Raw genomic sequence first — 15816 nt, 5'->3', positions numbered from 1 at the left:
GAGGCGGGCGCCGGGAAACGGCGGCTCGCCTACGCTTGCGGCCGTGGCTCTCGACCAGGCACATCCGCACGGGCCCCAAGTGCCGTCCTGGCTGGCCGACATGGGCCGGCGAGCCGGTCGGGACAGCGCTCCGGAGCTGGAGCGCTACGCTTTCCCGGAACCGGCCAGGGACCGGGCCTCCGCCGTCATGGTGCTCTTCTCAGCCGGGGACCGTGGCCCGGATCTGCTGTTCCTCCAGCGCTCCGGCGCGCTGCGCGACCACCCCGGCCAAGTGTGTTTCCCCGGCGGGTCGGCCCGCCCGGACGACCGCGACGCGGTGCACACCGCCCTCCGCGAGACGTCGGAGGAGACCGGCCTCGCCCCGGCCGCTGTCCGTGTCGTCACTTCACTGCGCCCGCTGTACGTCGCCTGGAGCGGGTTCTCGGTCACTCCGGTGCTCGGCTGGTGGGACGGCGGCGGCGACCTGGCGGGCGACGGCGACGAGATCGTCTCGGTGCATCGGGTGCCGGTCCGGGATCTCGCCGATCCGGCGGGCCGGCTGCGGCTGCGTTTTCCTGCCGGATACGTAGGGCCCGGCTTTCTGGCCGGGAACCTGTTCGTCTGGGGCTTCACCGCCAGTCTCGTCGCGTGGCTGCTGCGGCTGGCGGGGTGGGAGCGCGCCTGGGACACGGGCCGGGTGGAGGAGCTGTCCGAGGCGAAGCGCCGCTACGGGGGCGGCCTCCCGCACTGAACCGGCCCGGCCGGCCCGGCAAAGCGGTGGCGTCGCTCGGCCAGCGCCCGTGAGGGGCGGTGCCGTGGCGGGGCGTCTCCTCGGGTGCCGAACACTTGGGTACTGGGACTTGTTCGGGCCGGTTGCGTTCAACACCCTGCGGGGAGCACCCCGACACGACCCCTCCGGCACCGTGGCATGTAAGGCGGCCTCGATACGGGCTGGTTGCGTTCGACTCCTGCGGGCAGGGCTCCGACACGTCCCTTCCCGAGCCGGCGTGTCAGTCCGATGCGTCACGCCGGGCCGCGCGGTCGCGCTGGCCCTCGCGGAAACCGTCCACCGGGCCGGAGGAGCCGCTCATCAGAGCCAGGTACTCGCGTGTCTCCACCGCGACGGCCTCCTCCACGGTGCCGCCGAGACCGCCCATGACGGCCGCCTTCAGATGGCGCAGGCAGTCGCCCGGCATCCCGGCCAGCGTGCGGGCGAGTGCGGCGGTCTCCTCACGCAGCCGGTCCCGTGGTACCGCACGCAGGGCCAGGCCCTTCTCGACCGCTTCGGCCGCCGACAGCCAGCGGCCGGTCAGGAGGAGTTCCATCGCGGGCTGCAGACCCATCTTGCGGACCGTGCGATGGGTGGCCCCGGCGCCCGGCATATGGCCGTAGGGCGTATGGACGTCACCGATCCTGGCTTCCTCCGCGATCAGCACCAGATCGCAGGCCGTGACCCACTCGAAGCCGCCAGCGCGGGCCTTGGCCTGCACCATGGCGATGGTCGGCATGGGCAGCCGCTCCAAAGCGAACGCCACCCGGTTCATCCGCGCCAGATAGACGGAGTACAGCTCGGTGTCGCCCTTGTCCCCGGCCAGTACCTCTCCCAGGAACCCCAAGTCGCTGCCGATGCAGAAGGCCTGGTCCCCGGCGCCGGTGAGGACGAGCACCCGGGTCGTACCGTCGTCCGCGACCCGGGCGAAGGCGTCGAGGAGCTCGTTGTGCATCTGCTCGTTGTGGGCGTTGAGCTTCTCGGGCCGGTTGAGGGTGACCCAGGCGATGCCGTCGGAGCGTTCCAGCAGGATCGTCTCGTACGCGCCGGGCTCCAGCCCGGCCGGATCCGCTGACACGGAAGTGGTCATCGGGCGCCTCAGCGGACCAGGTCGGCGGCGAGCGGGTAGTCGGTCATCGGCCGGCCGCGGGCCGTGACGTAGTCCCGTACGAAGACCAGGGAATAGGCGCGGCGGGGCCCGTCGGTGAGATTGGGCCCCGAGCCGTGCAGGGTGTTGATGCTGTGGACCAGGGCACTGCCCGCGGGCACCGGACAGGGCACCGGTTCCTGGTCGGTGAGGGCCTCGACCAGGACCGCGCCCTCCTCCGGACGGACATGCTCCACCCGGCCCAGGCGGTGGCTGCCTTTCACGTAGTGCACGCAGCCGTTCTCCGTCGTGGCGTCGTCCAGAGCCATCCAGATGGTGATGGCGTCCGGCGGGTCCAGGTGCCAGTACCGGTTGTCCTGGTGCAGGACCAGGCGGCTGCGCTCGCCCTTGCCGGCCGGCTTGTAGAAGGAGTGGTCGCGGAAGAGCCGTACCGGCCCGCCGAGCAGTGCCTCCACCCGGCGCACCAGGTCGGGACGGCGTATCTGCTTCTCACAGACCGGGTCGGACTCCCAGATGCCGATCTTCTGAAGCAGCGCCAGGTCGTTCGGCCGGGCCTTTGTTTCGGAAAGGTCGAGAACGCCCTCGGTGGGGACACCTTCCCGATTGAACACGTTCTCCATGGACTGGCGCAGCTCGATCACCTGAGAGGGCGTCAGTACGTCGTCCCATCGCACCACTCCGTCGCGCTCGAAGATCTCGCGTTCGGCCGCCGGGTCGGACGCCACGGTCGTCGCGACGCCCGCCGCGTCGGCCGGTCGGTGCAAAGCCGTCATCAGTACCTCTCCCGAGCGAGTGCGGGGCAGTTGATCTGCTGAGCTCCGCAGCGATGCTGCCACAGAGCCGGCTCCCGGCACAGAAGCCCTTGACGCATCGCCGTGATGCGTTCCCGGCATGGCCGGAGGCTGCGGAACCCGCCCATGCCACGGCAGAGCGGGCGCGACCCGGAAATGGCATTGGACGGCGAAGCGGGCCCATGTTGGGCTGGGGACCACGTTCCCTCCGACCCCCACGATCACCCGCTGACGACCAGACCAGGCCCACCTTGTGACACGCGGGCAAGCACCGCGCAGCACGTTCCCCAGCCACGGAACCCGTGTGCACACAGGCTGCGGGCGGTCAGCCGGGCCGCGCCTGAGGACTGTCCACTCGCAGGAGGCAGACAAGCATGCAAGTTCTTCTCGTGAACGCTCGCCGGTCGTCCTTTTCCGGAGAGTCGATCTCAGCACCGCAGCTGGGGCTGCTGTCCCTGGCGGCCGTGCTGCGGGAGGGTACCTTCCACGACACCGCGGGCACCGACGTCCACTTCATCGACGATCAGCTCTTCGTCCTGGAGAGGCCGCTCGCCACGCCGAACGAACCCCTGCGGGGCTTCACCCCGGACGTCGTCGGCATCCAGGTGCTGACCTCCAGTCTCAAGAACGGCATCAAGCTCGCGTCCGAGGTCAGGCACCACCACCCGCGGGCCCTGACCGTGCTGGGCGGTGTCGGCGCCACGCCGCTGGCCCGGCAGCTGGTCGAGGACGGTGCCGCCGATGTCGTCGTCAAGGGCGAGGGCGAGGTGACCTTCTCGCACCTGGTCCACGAGTTCGGCAACAACGGCCGGAAGAACCTGCGCAAGGTACGCGGCATCGTCTTCCGCGACGACGACGGGGAGGTCGTCGAGACGCCCGCCGCCCCGCAGGTGATGCGCCTGGACAAGCTGCCCAAGCCGGCCAGGGACCTGGCCGACATGGAGCTCTACCGGACGATCTCCCGCGGCCGGGCCGGCAACGTCGTCACGGCCCGCGGCTGTTCGTACGCGTGCGCCTACTGCTACTCCAAGCACCAGTGGGGAGTCGGCCAGCGCCGGCACAGCGCGACGCGCGTCATGGAGGAGATCCGTGAACTCGTCGAGGGGCACGGGTTCGACCGGATCCGGATCGAGGACGACGACTTCGTCGAGGACGTCCCGCGCATGCAGGAGCTGTGCCAGGCCATCGAGGAGTCCGGCCTGCAGGGCAAGTTCGAGTGGGAGGCCAAGGCCCGCCCGGACCTGATCGACGACGAAATGGCGCGCATGCTGCGCAAGTCCGGCTGCTTCCGCCTGCTGGTGGGCGTGGAGACGCTCGACTGGACGCTCCTCAAGCGCCTGGGCCGGCCGGTCAAGGTGGCGGTCACCGAGCGGGCACTGGACTCCCTGGGCAAGTCCGGGATCGGCACGCAGGCCACGATGATCCTCGGTATCCCGGGCGAGACCGACGAGGCGATGCGCTCGACCATCACCTGGCTCCAGGCAAGGCTCGGCGGCAACCCCCACGACATCGTGTCCCCCTGCTTCTTCGTGCCCTTCCACGCCGACCTGGAAAAGGACATGGCGAAGCGCGTGGAGTTCACCGTCGAGACCACCGACACCGACTGCTACACCGGTCACATCCCGGTGACCTCCAGCCCCGGGGCCTCCAGCGACGAGCTGTGGAAGCTCTACGACGACATGACCCCGACCCGCAGTCAGGGCCAGTACAAGCGCATCGCGTTCCTGGCCAACCTGAACACCGTGCAGACGCGCCTGGGCCTGATGGACGGTGGCGCGCCGATGGCCAAGGAGCCCGCAGCCCTGGTCCCGGAGGTCCAGTGACGATGCTCACGACGGGAGCCGAGCGAGCCGTCCCGGCCGCCCCGGAACCCGCCGGTCCGCTGGACGTCCCGGCCTACTCCGGCCCCCGCCCGGTGATGTCCAGCCGGCCGCAGGCGCTGCACGACGGTGCCGGGCGTCCAGTGGCCCGGCTGGGCGCCGCGGGCCGCCTGGTGCAGTTCCGGATGGCGGAGGAGGCCGAGAAGACGGCCCGCCTGCTGCGCGGGACGGACGACGACGCCTGGTTCGGGCTGCTGCGCCGCGCCGCCGAGCGGCTCACCGCGCGGCTGGACACCGGGGAGCTCGACCCGTGGCTGCGGGCGCTGTCCGCAGCGAGTGGCCTGCCTGTGCGGCGGGCGGCGCGCGGGATCCGTACCGTGGCGGACGACCTGGGGAGCATGGAGGAGATCCTCGCCGCGCAGTCCCCGGACGGGACCGTCGCGGCGTACCGGACGGGCGGCGGCAACCCCCGGTGGTCCTGGCGGCCCGCGGGGCGGTCCGTGCACGTGCGGGTGCCCGACAACTTCCCGACCATCAACATCGAGTGGCTCCAGGCGCTGGCCGCCCGCCGCCCGGTGCTGCTGAGCACCTCGGCCCGGGACCCCTTCACCGCCGTACTGCTCACCGAGGCGCTGTACGCCGCCGGGCTGCCGGATCACGCGGTGTCGCTGGTGCACGGCGACGCGCCGGCCCTGCGGCGGCTGGCGGACCAGGTGCTGTGGCCGGGTGAGGAGGTGCCCGCCGACCTGCCGCCGGGGAAGGTCAAGACGTATCACTACGGCCGCAGTCGGGCCGTCGTCGGCGATGCTCCGCCGGAGGACGCCTGGCAGCGGCTGGCCCGGGAGGCGTTCGCCGGCTGCGGGCGGCTGTGCACCAACATCAGCTCCCTTGTCGTCCTCGGCGACGCCGAGGAGGCCGCCGGCCTGCTGGCGCGGGAGTTCGCCGCCCGTCCGGTGCTGCCCCTGGACGACCCGGCGGCGGCGGTGCCCGCCTTCCCGGACCGCGCGGTGCGGGACGCGCTGGCGACGCGGATCGAGCGGGAGATCGCGGCCGGAGCGGTCGACGTCACCGAGGCCGCCACCGGTGTGCCCCTGCGGGTGGATCTCGACGGGACGGCCTATCTGCGCCCCACGGTGCTGCTGCTCGACGCCGGGTCTCCGCTCTTCGGGACGGAACTGCCGTTCCCGTTCACCGCGGTGGCTCATGTTCCCCGGTCGAAGGCCGTCGCCGCCTGCGCGGGGTCGCTGATCGTGTCCGTCCTCGGCGAGGCCGGCGCACTGGTGCGGGCGCTCGCCGAGGAACCGGGCGTCGACAAGGTCTTCGGTGGTGAGGAGTTCGACCGCGGTTACGACCCGTGCGACCCGCATGAGGGCTATCTGGCCGACTTCCTGTTCAAGAAGAAGGCCGTTCTGCCGGGCACCGGCGCATGACCGGCAGCAGGAACAGCACCGGACGAGAGGGATCCGCCATGCGAAGTCCGAGCGAGTCGAAACTCCGTCCGATCACCGATGACGACGTTCGCCGGACCGTTCGCCTCCACTTCGCCCCCCGGGACGGCACCCCCTACTGGCTGGAGCGCGACCGGCGGCAGGGCACCAACGCCCTGGAGAAGGTCCAGAGTCTGCAGGACGCCGTCGCCCTGATCGCGCTGAAGGACGGCGCCGACCAGAGGCACTTCGAGGAGGCCTCGCGGCGGGCCCCGCTGGAGACCTTCGTCCCCCGTTCGGTGCTGGGCACGGGCGGCCCGCTGTGGGCCGCCCAGACCGGCGGCACCACCGGCCCGGCCAAGCACGGCACCTGGGGCGCCCGCTACTGGGCCGACATCCTGGACTTCTCCGACGAGTTCCTGGACCTGCACGGCGTGCCGCGCGACAGCAACTGGCTGTTCATCGGCCCGATGGGGCCGCACACCACCGGCAGACTCGTCGTCGCCTTCGCGGAGCGCCGCGGCGGGATGTGCTTCTCGGTCGACCTCGACCCGCGGATCGTGAAGATCTTCGGCGAGGAGGGCATGACGGCGGCGTACGACCGGTACGTGCGGCACATCTGGGACCAGGTGGCGGAAGTGGTACGGGCGCAGGACATCGGGGTGGTCTTCTGCACCTCACGGCTGCTGGACATGCTGCCCGAGCGGCTGGGCACCGAGGCGCTGTCCGGCGTACGGGCCATCGTGCACGCCGGTACCACCATGGACCCCGACTCCCACCGCCAGCTGCGCGAGGAATTCTTCCCCGGCGTGCCGGTGGTCGGCATGTACGGCACCTCGACCACCGGTATCAGCTGGCAGAAGCCGTTCGAGGCGGCGGACGACCACAGGGTGGTCTACGTGCCCTGCCAGCCGCACATCGCGCTGGACGTCGTCGACGAGCACGGTGCCGAGGTGGCGTTCGGCGAGGAAGGCCGGGTGCGGGTGTGGCGGCTGACCGACGACGCGCTGGTGCCCGGGTTCTGGGAGCGGGACCGGGCACGCCGGGTTCGCCCGTACGGGGTGGCCGCCGAGCTCTATCCCTGGCCCTGGCTGGGTGATCCGTACTCCCCGGAGTTCACCGAGGGCCACCGCGTCGAAGGGGTGTACTGACATGTCCGGTTTCCTGCTGCGCTGCCACTCGGGCTCGGTGGAGTTCGAATCCCTGGGTACGGGCCGCGGCCTGAGCACCCTGGTGCTGCGTCACGGCGCGGACGCGCTGGTCGTGCACGGAGACCGGCTGGTCGAGGAGAGCCCGCCGGAGCACGCCCCGCTCGACGAGCTGCTGGCCTGGACCGCCCGGAGTCACGCCCGCTACTGCGCGGTGCTGGTGCGCAGCGGCCGGGCCACGCTGTGGAGCGACATCGGCGCCACCTGCCCGCTGCACTACGCGCGCGCCGCCGACGACACGCTGCTGATCGCCACCTCGGCCGGAGCGATGCTGCCGCTGCTGCCCTCGCCCCCGGTGCTCGGCAGCGCGGAGCAGGCGCTGCTGCCCGGCGGCCGGTTCGCGGGGGTGACGGCGATCCCGGCGAACAGCGCGGTGACGCTGGTGGTGGACGCGTACGGCACCGAACCGGTCTCCCTGCGGCGGCTGCAGAGGCTGCCGGACAAGCCGGAGATGACCGACCCTCAGAACGCGGTGGACACCGTGCGGGAGGCGCTGCGCACATCGGTGGCGCGGCTGGCCTCCGGTCTGGACGAGGTCGGAGTCATGCTCAGCGGCGGGGTGGACTCCTCCACGGTCGCGGCGCTGGCGGCGCGGGAGACCTCCGGGGCGGACCTGCGTACGTACACCGTGGGCACGCCGTTCGGCGACGAGTTCGAGCAGGCGGCGTGGTTCGCGGAGCGCCTGGGCAGCAAACACCAGGAGCTGCTGTTCGGCCCGGACCAGCTGGCGGAGCTGCTGCCCGGCATGATCCGCGCGATGGAGACCTGGGACCTGCTCACGCTGCAGATCGCCGCGCCGGCCTGCTTCCTGCTCAACCGCACGACCACCGGCGGCCGTCAGGTGCTGCTCTCCGGCTACGGCGCCGACCTGGTGTTCGCCGGGCTCGGCGGCAGCGGCGGCGAGGAGGACATCGAGCGGGCGGTGGTCGCCCAGACCGCCGCGACCTCCCGGAGCAACGAATTCAGCCCCGCCTTCGCCGACGCCCGCGACACCGTCGTCCGCTACCCCTACTGGTCGCGCGACGTGATGGCGGCGGCGCTGGGCATCCGCGGGCGGCTGAAGGCCCGGGGCGGCACGGCGAAGTGGGTGCTGCGCAGCGCCGCAGCCGAGGTCCTGCCGGAGGAGGTCGCCTGGCGGCCCAAGCGCGGCATCCACGAGGGCACCGCCATGAGCCGGATGTTCGCCGCCGCTCTCGGCAGTGACGACCGGCGCACCCAGGCGGAGCGGCTGCAGGCGATCGCGGCCTCCGTCTTCTGCGACGGCGGGCCAGCGGCGCGGGGCGCCGGGACGAAGACCGGGACCAACGACAGGGAGGGATCTGATGAGGGTCTTGCTGGTGTGGCCTCGTAACGAACGTGCCCTCCTCAGCGACCGGCTGAGCCTGTGCGAACCGCTGCCGCTGGAGTACCTCGGCGGCGCGCTGCGCGGCGACCACGACGTGACCATCCATGACCTGCGGCTGGATCCGCCGCTGGAGCAGTACGCGCTCACGCACGAACCACCCGACCTGGTCGGCGTGGCCATCCCGTACACCACCAGCGTGCAGGTCTCCCGGGAGGTGAGCCGGGAGGCGCGGCGGTTGTGGCCCGACGTCCCGATCGTGCTGGGCGGCCACCATCCGACGGTGTCGGCGGAGTGGCTGAACGGTTTCGCCGCCGACTGGATCGTGGCCGGTGAGGGCGGCGCGGCGCTCAGTCATCTGGCGGCCGAACTGGAATCGGGCCGCACTCCCTCGCCGGTGCAGGGGCTCGCCCCGTACGACGCGCGCACCGGCCTGGAACGGGACCGCCGTCCCAAGCCGGCGGCGCTCAACGACCTGCCGATGCCCGACCGTTCACTGCTCGCCCACCACCGCGGGGACTACTTCCACTCCGTCTACCGTCCGGTGTCGCTGATCCGGTTCACCGCCGGCTGTCCGTACACCTGCAAGTTCTGTTCGCTGTGGCGGATGACGGACCGCCGCTACCTGGTGAAGGACATCGACCGGGTCCTCGCCGAGATCGCCGACATCGAAGGCGAGAACCTGTACGTGGTGGACGACGAGGCGTTCATCCAGTCCGGGCGGATGCTGGAGCTGGCGGACGCCATCGACAAGGCCGGGTTCCGCAAGCGGTTCCACATGTACGTACGGACCGACACCGCGCTGCGTCGGCCCGACGTGATGGCGCGCTGGGCCGAGATCGGCCTGGACTCGGTGCTGGTCGGCGCGGAGTCGATGACCGACGAGGAACTGTCGGGCTACCGCAAGGGCACCGACCCCGGCCAGACCCGGCGGGCGCTGGACCTCTTCCACGCCAACGGGGTGAAGGTGCGGGCCAACTTCATCGTCCAGCCCAACTGGCTGGACGAGGACTTCGCCCAGCTCGGCCGTACCGTGGAGGAACTGCAGGTCGACATGCCGAGCTTCTCGGTGCTGACACCGCTGCCGGGTACGGATCTGTACGACGAGAGCCGGGCCGACCTGATCAGCGACGACCCCGAGCTGTTCGACTGCTACCACACCCTGTTCCCCACCCGGCTGCCGCTGGAGAGCTTCTACAACCGGCTCGCCGACCTGCTGGCGGGGGCGAGCGCCCGCGCCACGCCCGGCGTCACCTCCGGCGCCGACCCGTCGGTCTTCTACTACTCCGACGACAGCGCCTTCGACGAGATGCTCCGGGCTGTCCGCGGCGGCGCCAACTGGTCGCTCCCCAGGGAGCCCGATCCGGTCCCGAGCACAGGATGACCGACCGGTGCCCACGCCGAGAACCGTCCGACACCGAGGAGCCGTGACCAGCATGCCCGCCGAACTCGCCAGCCGCGGCCGCAAGGTGTACTTCATCGGCCTCAACGCGTTTCCCTTCCTCCCCCTGGTGGCCGGTCTACTGCGTACCTACGCGGAGCAGGACCAACGGATCGCCGCCGCCTACGACTTCCAGGAACCCGTCTTCCTCGTCGCGCCAGTCCAGGAGATGGCGGACGGCATCACCGAGCCCGACGTCCTGGCCCTGTCCTGTTACGTGTGGAACTTCCGCCGCCAGATGAAGGTGGCGAAGCTGGTCAAGGAGCGTTACCCGAACGTGCTGGTGGTGGCCGGCGGGCCCCATGTCCCCGACCGGCCAGGGGACTTCTTCGCCGAGCACCCGTATGTGGACGTGCTGGCGCACGGCGAGGGCGAGGTGGCGTTCCGGGGGCTCTTGGCGGAGCGCCTGGCCGACCGTCCGGACTACACCGCCGTGCCGGGCGTCTCCGTGCGCCGCGGCGCCGAAGCCGTGGCCGGGCCGAAGGCCAAGCGGCTGCCGCGCCTGATCGACACGCCGAGCCCGTATCTGCTGGGGGTGATGGACGGGGCCGTGGCCACCTGCCGGGAGCGGGGGCTGCGCTTCTACGCCCTGTGGGAGACCAACCGGGGCTGCCCGTACTCCTGTGCCTTCTGCGACTGGGGCTCGGCGACGATGAGCGCGCTGCGGAAGTTCGAGGACGAACGGCTGCAGGACGAGATCGACTGGTTCGCCCGCCACGACGTGGAAGACCTGTTCATCTGTGACGCCAACTTCGGCATCATGCCGCGCGACCTGGAGATCGCGCACGCCCTGGCTGAGGCCCGGGCGGAGATGGGGGCCCCGAAGCAGGTCCGGGTCAACTTCGCCAAGAACTCCAACGACCGGGTCTTCGACATCAGCAAGACCTGGCACGACGCCGACCTGCTGATGGGCACCACACTGTCGATGCAGAGCACCGACATGGACGTCCTGGAGGCCATCGACCGCAAGAACATCGGCCTGGACAACTACCGCAAGCTCCAGCAGCGGTACGCGGCGGAGAACATCCACACCTACACCGAGCTGATCCTGGGCCTGCCCCTGGAGACCGGGCGCTCGTTCCGCGACGGTATTGGCTCGCTGCTGGAGGCGGGCAATCACGAGGACCTGAGGGTCTACGAGCTGTGCATGCTCCCCAACGCGCCGCTCAACACCCCGGAGAAGGTCGCCGGGTACGGGCTGCGCACCGTCCCGAAGCGGATGTACGTGGAGCGCCCCGGCACGCCCGACGACGAGGCCGAGACCGTGAACATGGTGATGGAGACCAACTCCATGCCCCGGGACGCCTGGGTGGAGTGCTTCAGCTTCATCCAGGCGGTGCAGTTCCTGCACAACGGCTGCTACACCCGGTATCTGTCGATCTTCCTCCGCCAGGAGCACGGAATCGGCTACACCCGCTTCTACGAGGGGCTGCAGAACTACTTCAGCGCCCGTCCGGACAGTGTCCTGGGGTCGCTGTACCTGCGGATGCGCAGCCTCTACCACGACTACATCGACATCCCCACCCTGCCGCTGGCCAACCTGGTGGCCAGTCAGCCGGACATGGCCGCCGACCTGGCCCCGTACGGCAGGCGCCGGGGCTGGACCCTCGACAACTGGGGCTGGCTGCGCATCGCCACCGACTTCGACCGGTTCCACGCCGAACTGCGCGAGTTCCTCGCCACGCTGGACCTGCATCCCGACCGTGACGCCCGCCTGGAGGACATGCTCCAATTCCAGCGGGACGTCATGCTGCGCCCGGACTACGCCCCCGAGAAGGGCAAGACCGTCGAGTACGCCCACGACTGGCTCGGCTACTTCGTCGGCCGCCCGCTGGAACCGCGCCGGGTCCGGGTCGCCTACGGCGACCAGAGCTTCGGGGCGAACGGCCGCTACCGGCCGGTGCCCGGTGACCTCAAGGCGTTCACGATGGCGGCGATCGGCACCAGCTATCCGGTGTCGCGCATGGGCCACTACTGCCACCGCTTCGAGTCCGCCGAAGTCACGTCGCTGGCAGAACCGGTAGTCAGCGAACAGTGGTGAGCACCGCCCGGGGCCGCACGCCGTCCACCGCGCGTCGTGCGGCACTGGGCGTACTCGCGGGGGCCTGCGGGCTCTTCGCCCTGCTTCAGCTCGGTGTCGCCACGCTGCTGCCGCAGATCCAGCACGCCTTCGGGGTCTCCGGCACGGACGCGGCGTGGATCGTTTCAGGCCACCTGCTGGTGGGGTGTGTCGCCACTCCGGTGGTGGGACGCCTCGGGGACCTGTACGGCCGGCGTGTGGTGCTGTTCTGGGTACTGGCCGTCGTCGCGGTGTCGGCGACGGTGGCTGCCGTCGCCCAGTCGTTCACCGTCCTGCTCGTCGCACGGCTGGTGCAGGGCATCGCGGCCGGCCTCTTCCCGCTCGCCATCGGCCTGTTGCGGGAGGGATTCCCGGGGCAGTCGCTGGCCGGGCCCTCCGGCGTGCTGTCCGCGGCCTTCGGGACGGGGGGCGGCGTCGGCATCCTGCTGGTCGGCGTGTTCGGCGACGGCGCCGCCGCGTTCCAGGGGCTGTTCGTGACCGCCGGCGTGCTGGCGGTCGTCCTGCTGGTAGTGGGTGCGCTGGTGCTGCCCGAGACCCCGCGCCGCACCGGGACCCGGGTGGACGTGCCCGGACTGCTGCTGCTGAGCGCGGTCAGCGCCTTTCTGCTGCTGGCGCTGACCCACTACGGCCGGGAGGGGCCCGGGTCGGCCCTGGGGGCGGTGCTGCTGGCGGCCGGGGCCGCGGGCTGCGTGGCACTCGTACACGTGGAGCGGCGGTCGCCGCAGCCGGCGATCGACACCCGGCTGCTCGGCCGCCGCCCGATCTGGACCCTCAACGCGGTGAGCCTGCTGACCGGGCTGGTGATGTTCCAGACGGGGATACTCGCGCCGGGGCTCGCCGACGCCCCCCGCTCCACCGGCTACGGGCTGTCCGCCGACGGCGCCACCCTGGTGGTGGTGATGCTGCCGATGCAGGTCGCCGCCGTGACCGGCGGGTTGCTGTCCGGATGGTTGCGGCAGTACGACCGGATGTCGCCGCGGGCCGTGATGATCACGAGCACCGTGCTGTTCGCCGCCTCGCCCGTCGTATTCGCCTTCCTGCCGGGGACCGTTGCCGGTCTCGCGCTGGGCACCGCGCTGACCGGGCTGGCGACCGGACTGCTGGGCGGTGCCATGGCGGAGCTCCTCACACTCGCCTCGCCGAGCGGGTCGACGGCGGTGACGGTCGGGATCAACAGCGTGCTGCGCAACCTCGGGGGCTCCTTCGGAGTACAGGTCAGCTTCATGGTCCTGGCCGTGACGACGACCGCTCCGGGATACCCTGCCGCCGCCTCCTACACGACCGTCTTCGTGGGCGCGGCCGTGCTGGCCGGCGCCGGGATCGCCGCGGCGCTGGCGTTCCCGCGTACCGCCGGGCGGCCGGAGGCAGAGGTTCCGGCCACCTCCGGACGAGTCACCGACCCGATCCGGCCAACCACGTGACCGGACCCCGTGCGGAGACCGGCCGAAGACCGCCCGTCCGTACGGTAAAACGCAGTCACGTGTGACTGGACCGTCGCTCCTGTCCCGGCGGCAGGGGCGGCTCGGCTCACGGGGAGATGTCCTGGATGTTCGATCTGCGGCGTTCGGATGTGGCACTTTTACAGGCGGTCCGCGACCACGGGAGCCTGCACGCGGTGGAACGGGGCGGCCGGATGACGCAGTCGTCCGCGAGCCGCCGTCTGATCAAACTGGAGCGGCGGCTGCGTACCCCGCTGGTGTCGCGCAGCTCCACCGGAACCGAGCTCACCGAGGCCGGCCACGCCCTGCGGCACGCGGGACGGCGGCTGCTGGGCACGATCGACTTCGCCATGGCCACGGCCCACCACCACGCCGACACACAGGAGCGGCTGCCGGTCGTGCAGTTCGCGGTGGGCGCGGAGTGGGCGTACGACATGGGACGCGATCTGACGGATCGTTTCCCCGAAGTGGTGTTCGATGTCGTGCCGGGCGACAGCCACGATGTCTGGCAGCGGTTCGAGCGGTACGCGGTCGACGCCGCCTGCGGCTGGGAGACGACTCGCCGGCCGGGGACGCAGCGCAGCGAGACCCTGGTCCACACCGTCGTCGAGGAACCGCAGTGGGTCGCGCTTCCCAGGGATCACCCGCTCACCGGGCGGGACACGCTCGACCTTCACGACCTCGCCGACGTGGAGTGGGTGGCCACCGTGGGCGGCGACTCCGGTGACGACCAGGGTTGGGCCTTCTCCCTGCTGGCTCCGGCTCCCCGCGTCAGCTTCACGGTCCGTTCGCAGAGCGCGGCCCTGGAACTGGTCGGCCGCGGATACGGCGTCACGCTGGTCTCCCCCGTCGCCGCGGAGCCGGAACACGAACGGAGCCTGGTGCTGCGTCCGTTGCGCCAGAAGCTGGTACGCCGGCTCTCGCTGGCCGTGGATCCGCTCGTCGTCCCGCTGGCGCTCGCCCGTGAGCTGTGCGCCTGGCTGCGGTACGGCTATGTCCAGCGGGCGGCGAAGCACAACCCGGCGTACGCCGCCTCGGCCGCCGCACCGTCGCTCACCAAGGGCGTACGGGGACCGGCGTACACCCGGGCCGATCCCTTACCGTCCTCCGCCACCGGGCTGCTGCCCGTCCTCCTCTCCGAACTCCACTGGGCCGGGCAGGAGCCGGACAACCGTTTCGAGGCGGAACACCTGCATCTGCTGCGGGCCATCGACCGGATCGGCAGCCTCAACCGCGCCGCCGACGCGCTGCTGGTCACCCAGCCCGCGCTGACCCGCCGTATCCACCGGCTGGAGAAGGGCTGCGGCCTGCCACTGGTGTACAGCACGGCACGCGGCACATCACTGTCCGCCGCCGCCCGCCGGCTGCTGGACTGTACCGGGCCGGCCGAGCGCCGGCTCGACGAACTGGTGGGCCGCATGCGACAGGACACGACGCCGCCAGCACCCGGCACACCGGCCGCCCATCGGACCGCCGCCTCCGCCGAGCCGCGCAAGGGGCCGGTCAGCGCGACGGTGGCTTCCGCGACCGGCCGGTGACGCGTCGACTGCCCGCCGGAGGAGCCGGCGCGCTGAGCACCGGCGGCGCGCAGCCCGCCACCCCGGCCGGCCGCTGCCGCGTCAGGGGGCGGCTGTCCGGCCGGAGACCCGCAGAAGGGGTGTGAGAGCCTCAGCGGTCTCCGCCGCCGTCCGGTGGTGCACGGCGGTCATCCCCAGGGCGCGCGCGGCGCGGACATTGCGGCCCAGGTCGTCCACGAACACGCACTCCTCGGGCCGGCGGTCCAACTGCCGCGCGGTGTGCCGGAAGATCTCCGGCTCCGGCTTGCGCATCCCCACCTCGCAGGAGATCACCACCGCGTCGAACAGCTCGTCCCATCCGTCGCGGTCGTAGCGGTGGCCCCACGAGTTGGACAGCAGCGCCACCGGGACCCCGGCGCCGCGCACCCTGCGCAGCAGCCCGGCCATGGCCGGTTCCATGGCGAAATGGGCGAACATGCGCTGCACCAGGCCGTCGGCGGGGGGAGACGTTCCGTCGGTCCGCCGCACCAGCGCGGCCAGCGCGGACTCGAAGGCCGCCACCGGCATGTCACCCCGCTCGACCCGGTGGAACGGGTTGGGCCCACCGCCCGGCTTCGCGTCCGGCCCGAGCAGACGCCCCAGGACCGCGCCGAACTCCCCCGGGTCCACTCCCTCAGCGGCGGCCCACAACGCGATCGCCTCATCGAAGGGCTGCGTCAGCACGCCACCCCAGTCCACGATCACCGCCGAGGCGGACGCGAACCCCGTTTCCCCCGCCATACGACTCCTCCGCCCGCGTAACCGACCACCGCTGTCACCGACCGCGGCCCCCTCACGACTGCGCACGTACGACTGCTTACGCACGAATGCCCACCCTAGAGGCGACGCGAGTGCC

The 15816-nt window shown here is 71.5% G+C and carries 12 protein-coding genes; 9 read left to right on the top strand and 3 right to left on the bottom strand.

The features are described from left to right. The first annotated feature begins 43 nt into the window (after nt 1-43). Entirely contained in the window at nt 44-730 is a 687-nt protein-coding gene (locus tag ACH4YP_RS22085; protein ID WP_361065851.1) for a CoA pyrophosphatase, read from the top strand. A 259-nt stretch (nt 731-989) separates the two neighbouring features. Here ACH4YP_RS22085 and ACH4YP_RS22080 read toward each other — a convergent pair whose 3' ends face one another. Both ACH4YP_RS22080 and ACH4YP_RS22075 read right to left on the bottom strand, forming a co-directional pair. Then, complete coding sequence (locus ACH4YP_RS22080; protein ID WP_361065854.1) at nt 990-1838, bottom strand: enoyl-CoA hydratase/isomerase family protein; 849 nt, start codon at nt 1836-1838, stop codon at nt 990-992. A gap of 8 nt (nt 1839-1846) precedes the next feature. Then, nucleotides 1847-2629, bottom strand: a complete 783-nt coding sequence (locus ACH4YP_RS22075) for a phytanoyl-CoA dioxygenase family protein (protein WP_361065857.1) — start codon at nt 2627-2629, stop codon at nt 1847-1849. A gap of 392 nt (nt 2630-3021) precedes the next feature. Between ACH4YP_RS22075 and ACH4YP_RS22070 the strand changes: the two genes are divergently transcribed. The 8 genes from ACH4YP_RS22070 (at nt 3022) to ACH4YP_RS22035 (ending at nt 14942) form a co-directional block, all read left to right on the top strand. Continuing rightward, nucleotides 3022-4470 carry a B12-binding domain-containing radical SAM protein gene (locus ACH4YP_RS22070; RefSeq protein ID WP_398491949.1) on the top strand — a complete coding sequence of 483 codons (1449 nt, stop codon included), beginning with the start codon at nt 3022-3024 and terminating at the stop codon, nt 4468-4470. Between the two features lie 2 nt (nt 4471-4472). Then, nucleotides 4473-5897: an aldehyde dehydrogenase family protein gene (locus ACH4YP_RS22065; RefSeq protein WP_398491947.1), complete on the top strand. Its 1425-nt coding sequence runs from the start codon at nt 4473-4475 to the stop codon at nt 5895-5897. A gap of 38 nt (nt 5898-5935) precedes the next feature. Beyond that, nucleotides 5936-7045: an AMP-binding protein gene (locus tag ACH4YP_RS22060; RefSeq protein WP_398491945.1), complete on the top strand. Its 1110-nt coding sequence runs from the start codon at nt 5936-5938 to the stop codon at nt 7043-7045. Between the two features lies 1 nt (nt 7046). Then, nucleotides 7047-8453: an asparagine synthase C-terminal domain-containing protein gene (locus ACH4YP_RS22055; RefSeq protein WP_361065868.1), complete on the top strand. Its 1407-nt coding sequence runs from the start codon at nt 7047-7049 to the stop codon at nt 8451-8453. Continuing rightward, nucleotides 8425-9828 (top strand): B12-binding domain-containing radical SAM protein, encoded by a 1404-nt coding sequence (locus ACH4YP_RS22050; RefSeq protein ID WP_361065871.1) that lies wholly within the window; start codon nt 8425-8427, stop codon nt 9826-9828. The genes ACH4YP_RS22055 and ACH4YP_RS22050 overlap by 29 nt, the downstream gene beginning before the upstream one ends. A gap of 52 nt (nt 9829-9880) precedes the next feature. After that, on the top strand, nt 9881-11926 hold the full coding sequence (locus ACH4YP_RS22045) for a cobalamin-dependent protein (protein WP_361065899.1): 2046 nt from the start codon (nt 9881-9883) through the stop codon (nt 11924-11926). Further along, complete coding sequence (locus tag ACH4YP_RS22040) at nt 11923-13386, top strand: MFS transporter (RefSeq protein ID WP_398491943.1); 1464 nt, start codon at nt 11923-11925, stop codon at nt 13384-13386. The genes ACH4YP_RS22045 and ACH4YP_RS22040 overlap by 4 nt, the downstream gene beginning before the upstream one ends. A 149-nt stretch (nt 13387-13535) precedes the next feature. Then, nucleotides 13536-14942, top strand: a complete 1407-nt coding sequence (locus ACH4YP_RS22035; RefSeq protein ID WP_398491941.1) for a LysR family transcriptional regulator — start codon at nt 13536-13538, stop codon at nt 14940-14942. An 81-nt stretch (nt 14943-15023) separates the two neighbouring features. Here the strand turns inward: ACH4YP_RS22035 and ACH4YP_RS22030 are convergent, their stop codons facing one another. Continuing rightward, on the bottom strand, nt 15024-15701 hold the full coding sequence (locus tag ACH4YP_RS22030; protein ID WP_361065880.1) for an HAD family phosphatase: 678 nt from the start codon (nt 15699-15701) through the stop codon (nt 15024-15026). Nucleotides 15702-15816: the final 115 nt, after the last annotated feature.

It is taken from the genome of Streptomyces sp. NPDC020747 (genome assembly GCF_044334695.1).
GTDB lineage: Bacteria > Actinomycetota > Actinomycetes > Streptomycetales > Streptomycetaceae > Streptomyces.
The sequence above is the reverse complement of the archived record's forward strand: the minus strand, read 5'-3'. Positions and strand labels throughout refer to the sequence as shown.

Bases quoted from the DNA above. Each gene is read 5' to 3' on its own strand.
- ACH4YP_RS22030 (WP_361065880.1), bottom strand. From the start codon at position 15,701: ATGGCGGGGGAAACGGGGTTCGCGTCCGCCTCGGCGGTGATCGTGGAC.
- ACH4YP_RS22070 (WP_398491949.1), top strand. From the start codon at position 3,022: ATGCAAGTTCTTCTCGTGAACGCTCGCCGGTCGTCCTTTTCCGGAGAG.
- ACH4YP_RS22075 (WP_361065857.1), bottom strand. From the start codon at position 2,629: ATGACGGCTTTGCACCGACCGGCCGACGCGGCGGGCGTCGCGACGACC.
- ACH4YP_RS22080 (WP_361065854.1), bottom strand. From the start codon at position 1,838: ATGACCACTTCCGTGTCAGCGGATCCGGCCGGGCTGGAGCCCGGCGCG.
- ACH4YP_RS22060 (WP_398491945.1), top strand. From the start codon at position 5,936: ATGCGAAGTCCGAGCGAGTCGAAACTCCGTCCGATCACCGATGACGAC.
- ACH4YP_RS22050 (WP_361065871.1), top strand. From the start codon at position 8,425: ATGAGGGTCTTGCTGGTGTGGCCTCGTAACGAACGTGCCCTCCTCAGC.
- ACH4YP_RS22065 (WP_398491947.1), top strand. From the start codon at position 4,473: ATGCTCACGACGGGAGCCGAGCGAGCCGTCCCGGCCGCCCCGGAACCC.
- ACH4YP_RS22045 (WP_361065899.1), top strand. From the start codon at position 9,881: ATGCCCGCCGAACTCGCCAGCCGCGGCCGCAAGGTGTACTTCATCGGC.
- ACH4YP_RS22055 (WP_361065868.1), top strand. From the start codon at position 7,047: ATGTCCGGTTTCCTGCTGCGCTGCCACTCGGGCTCGGTGGAGTTCGAA.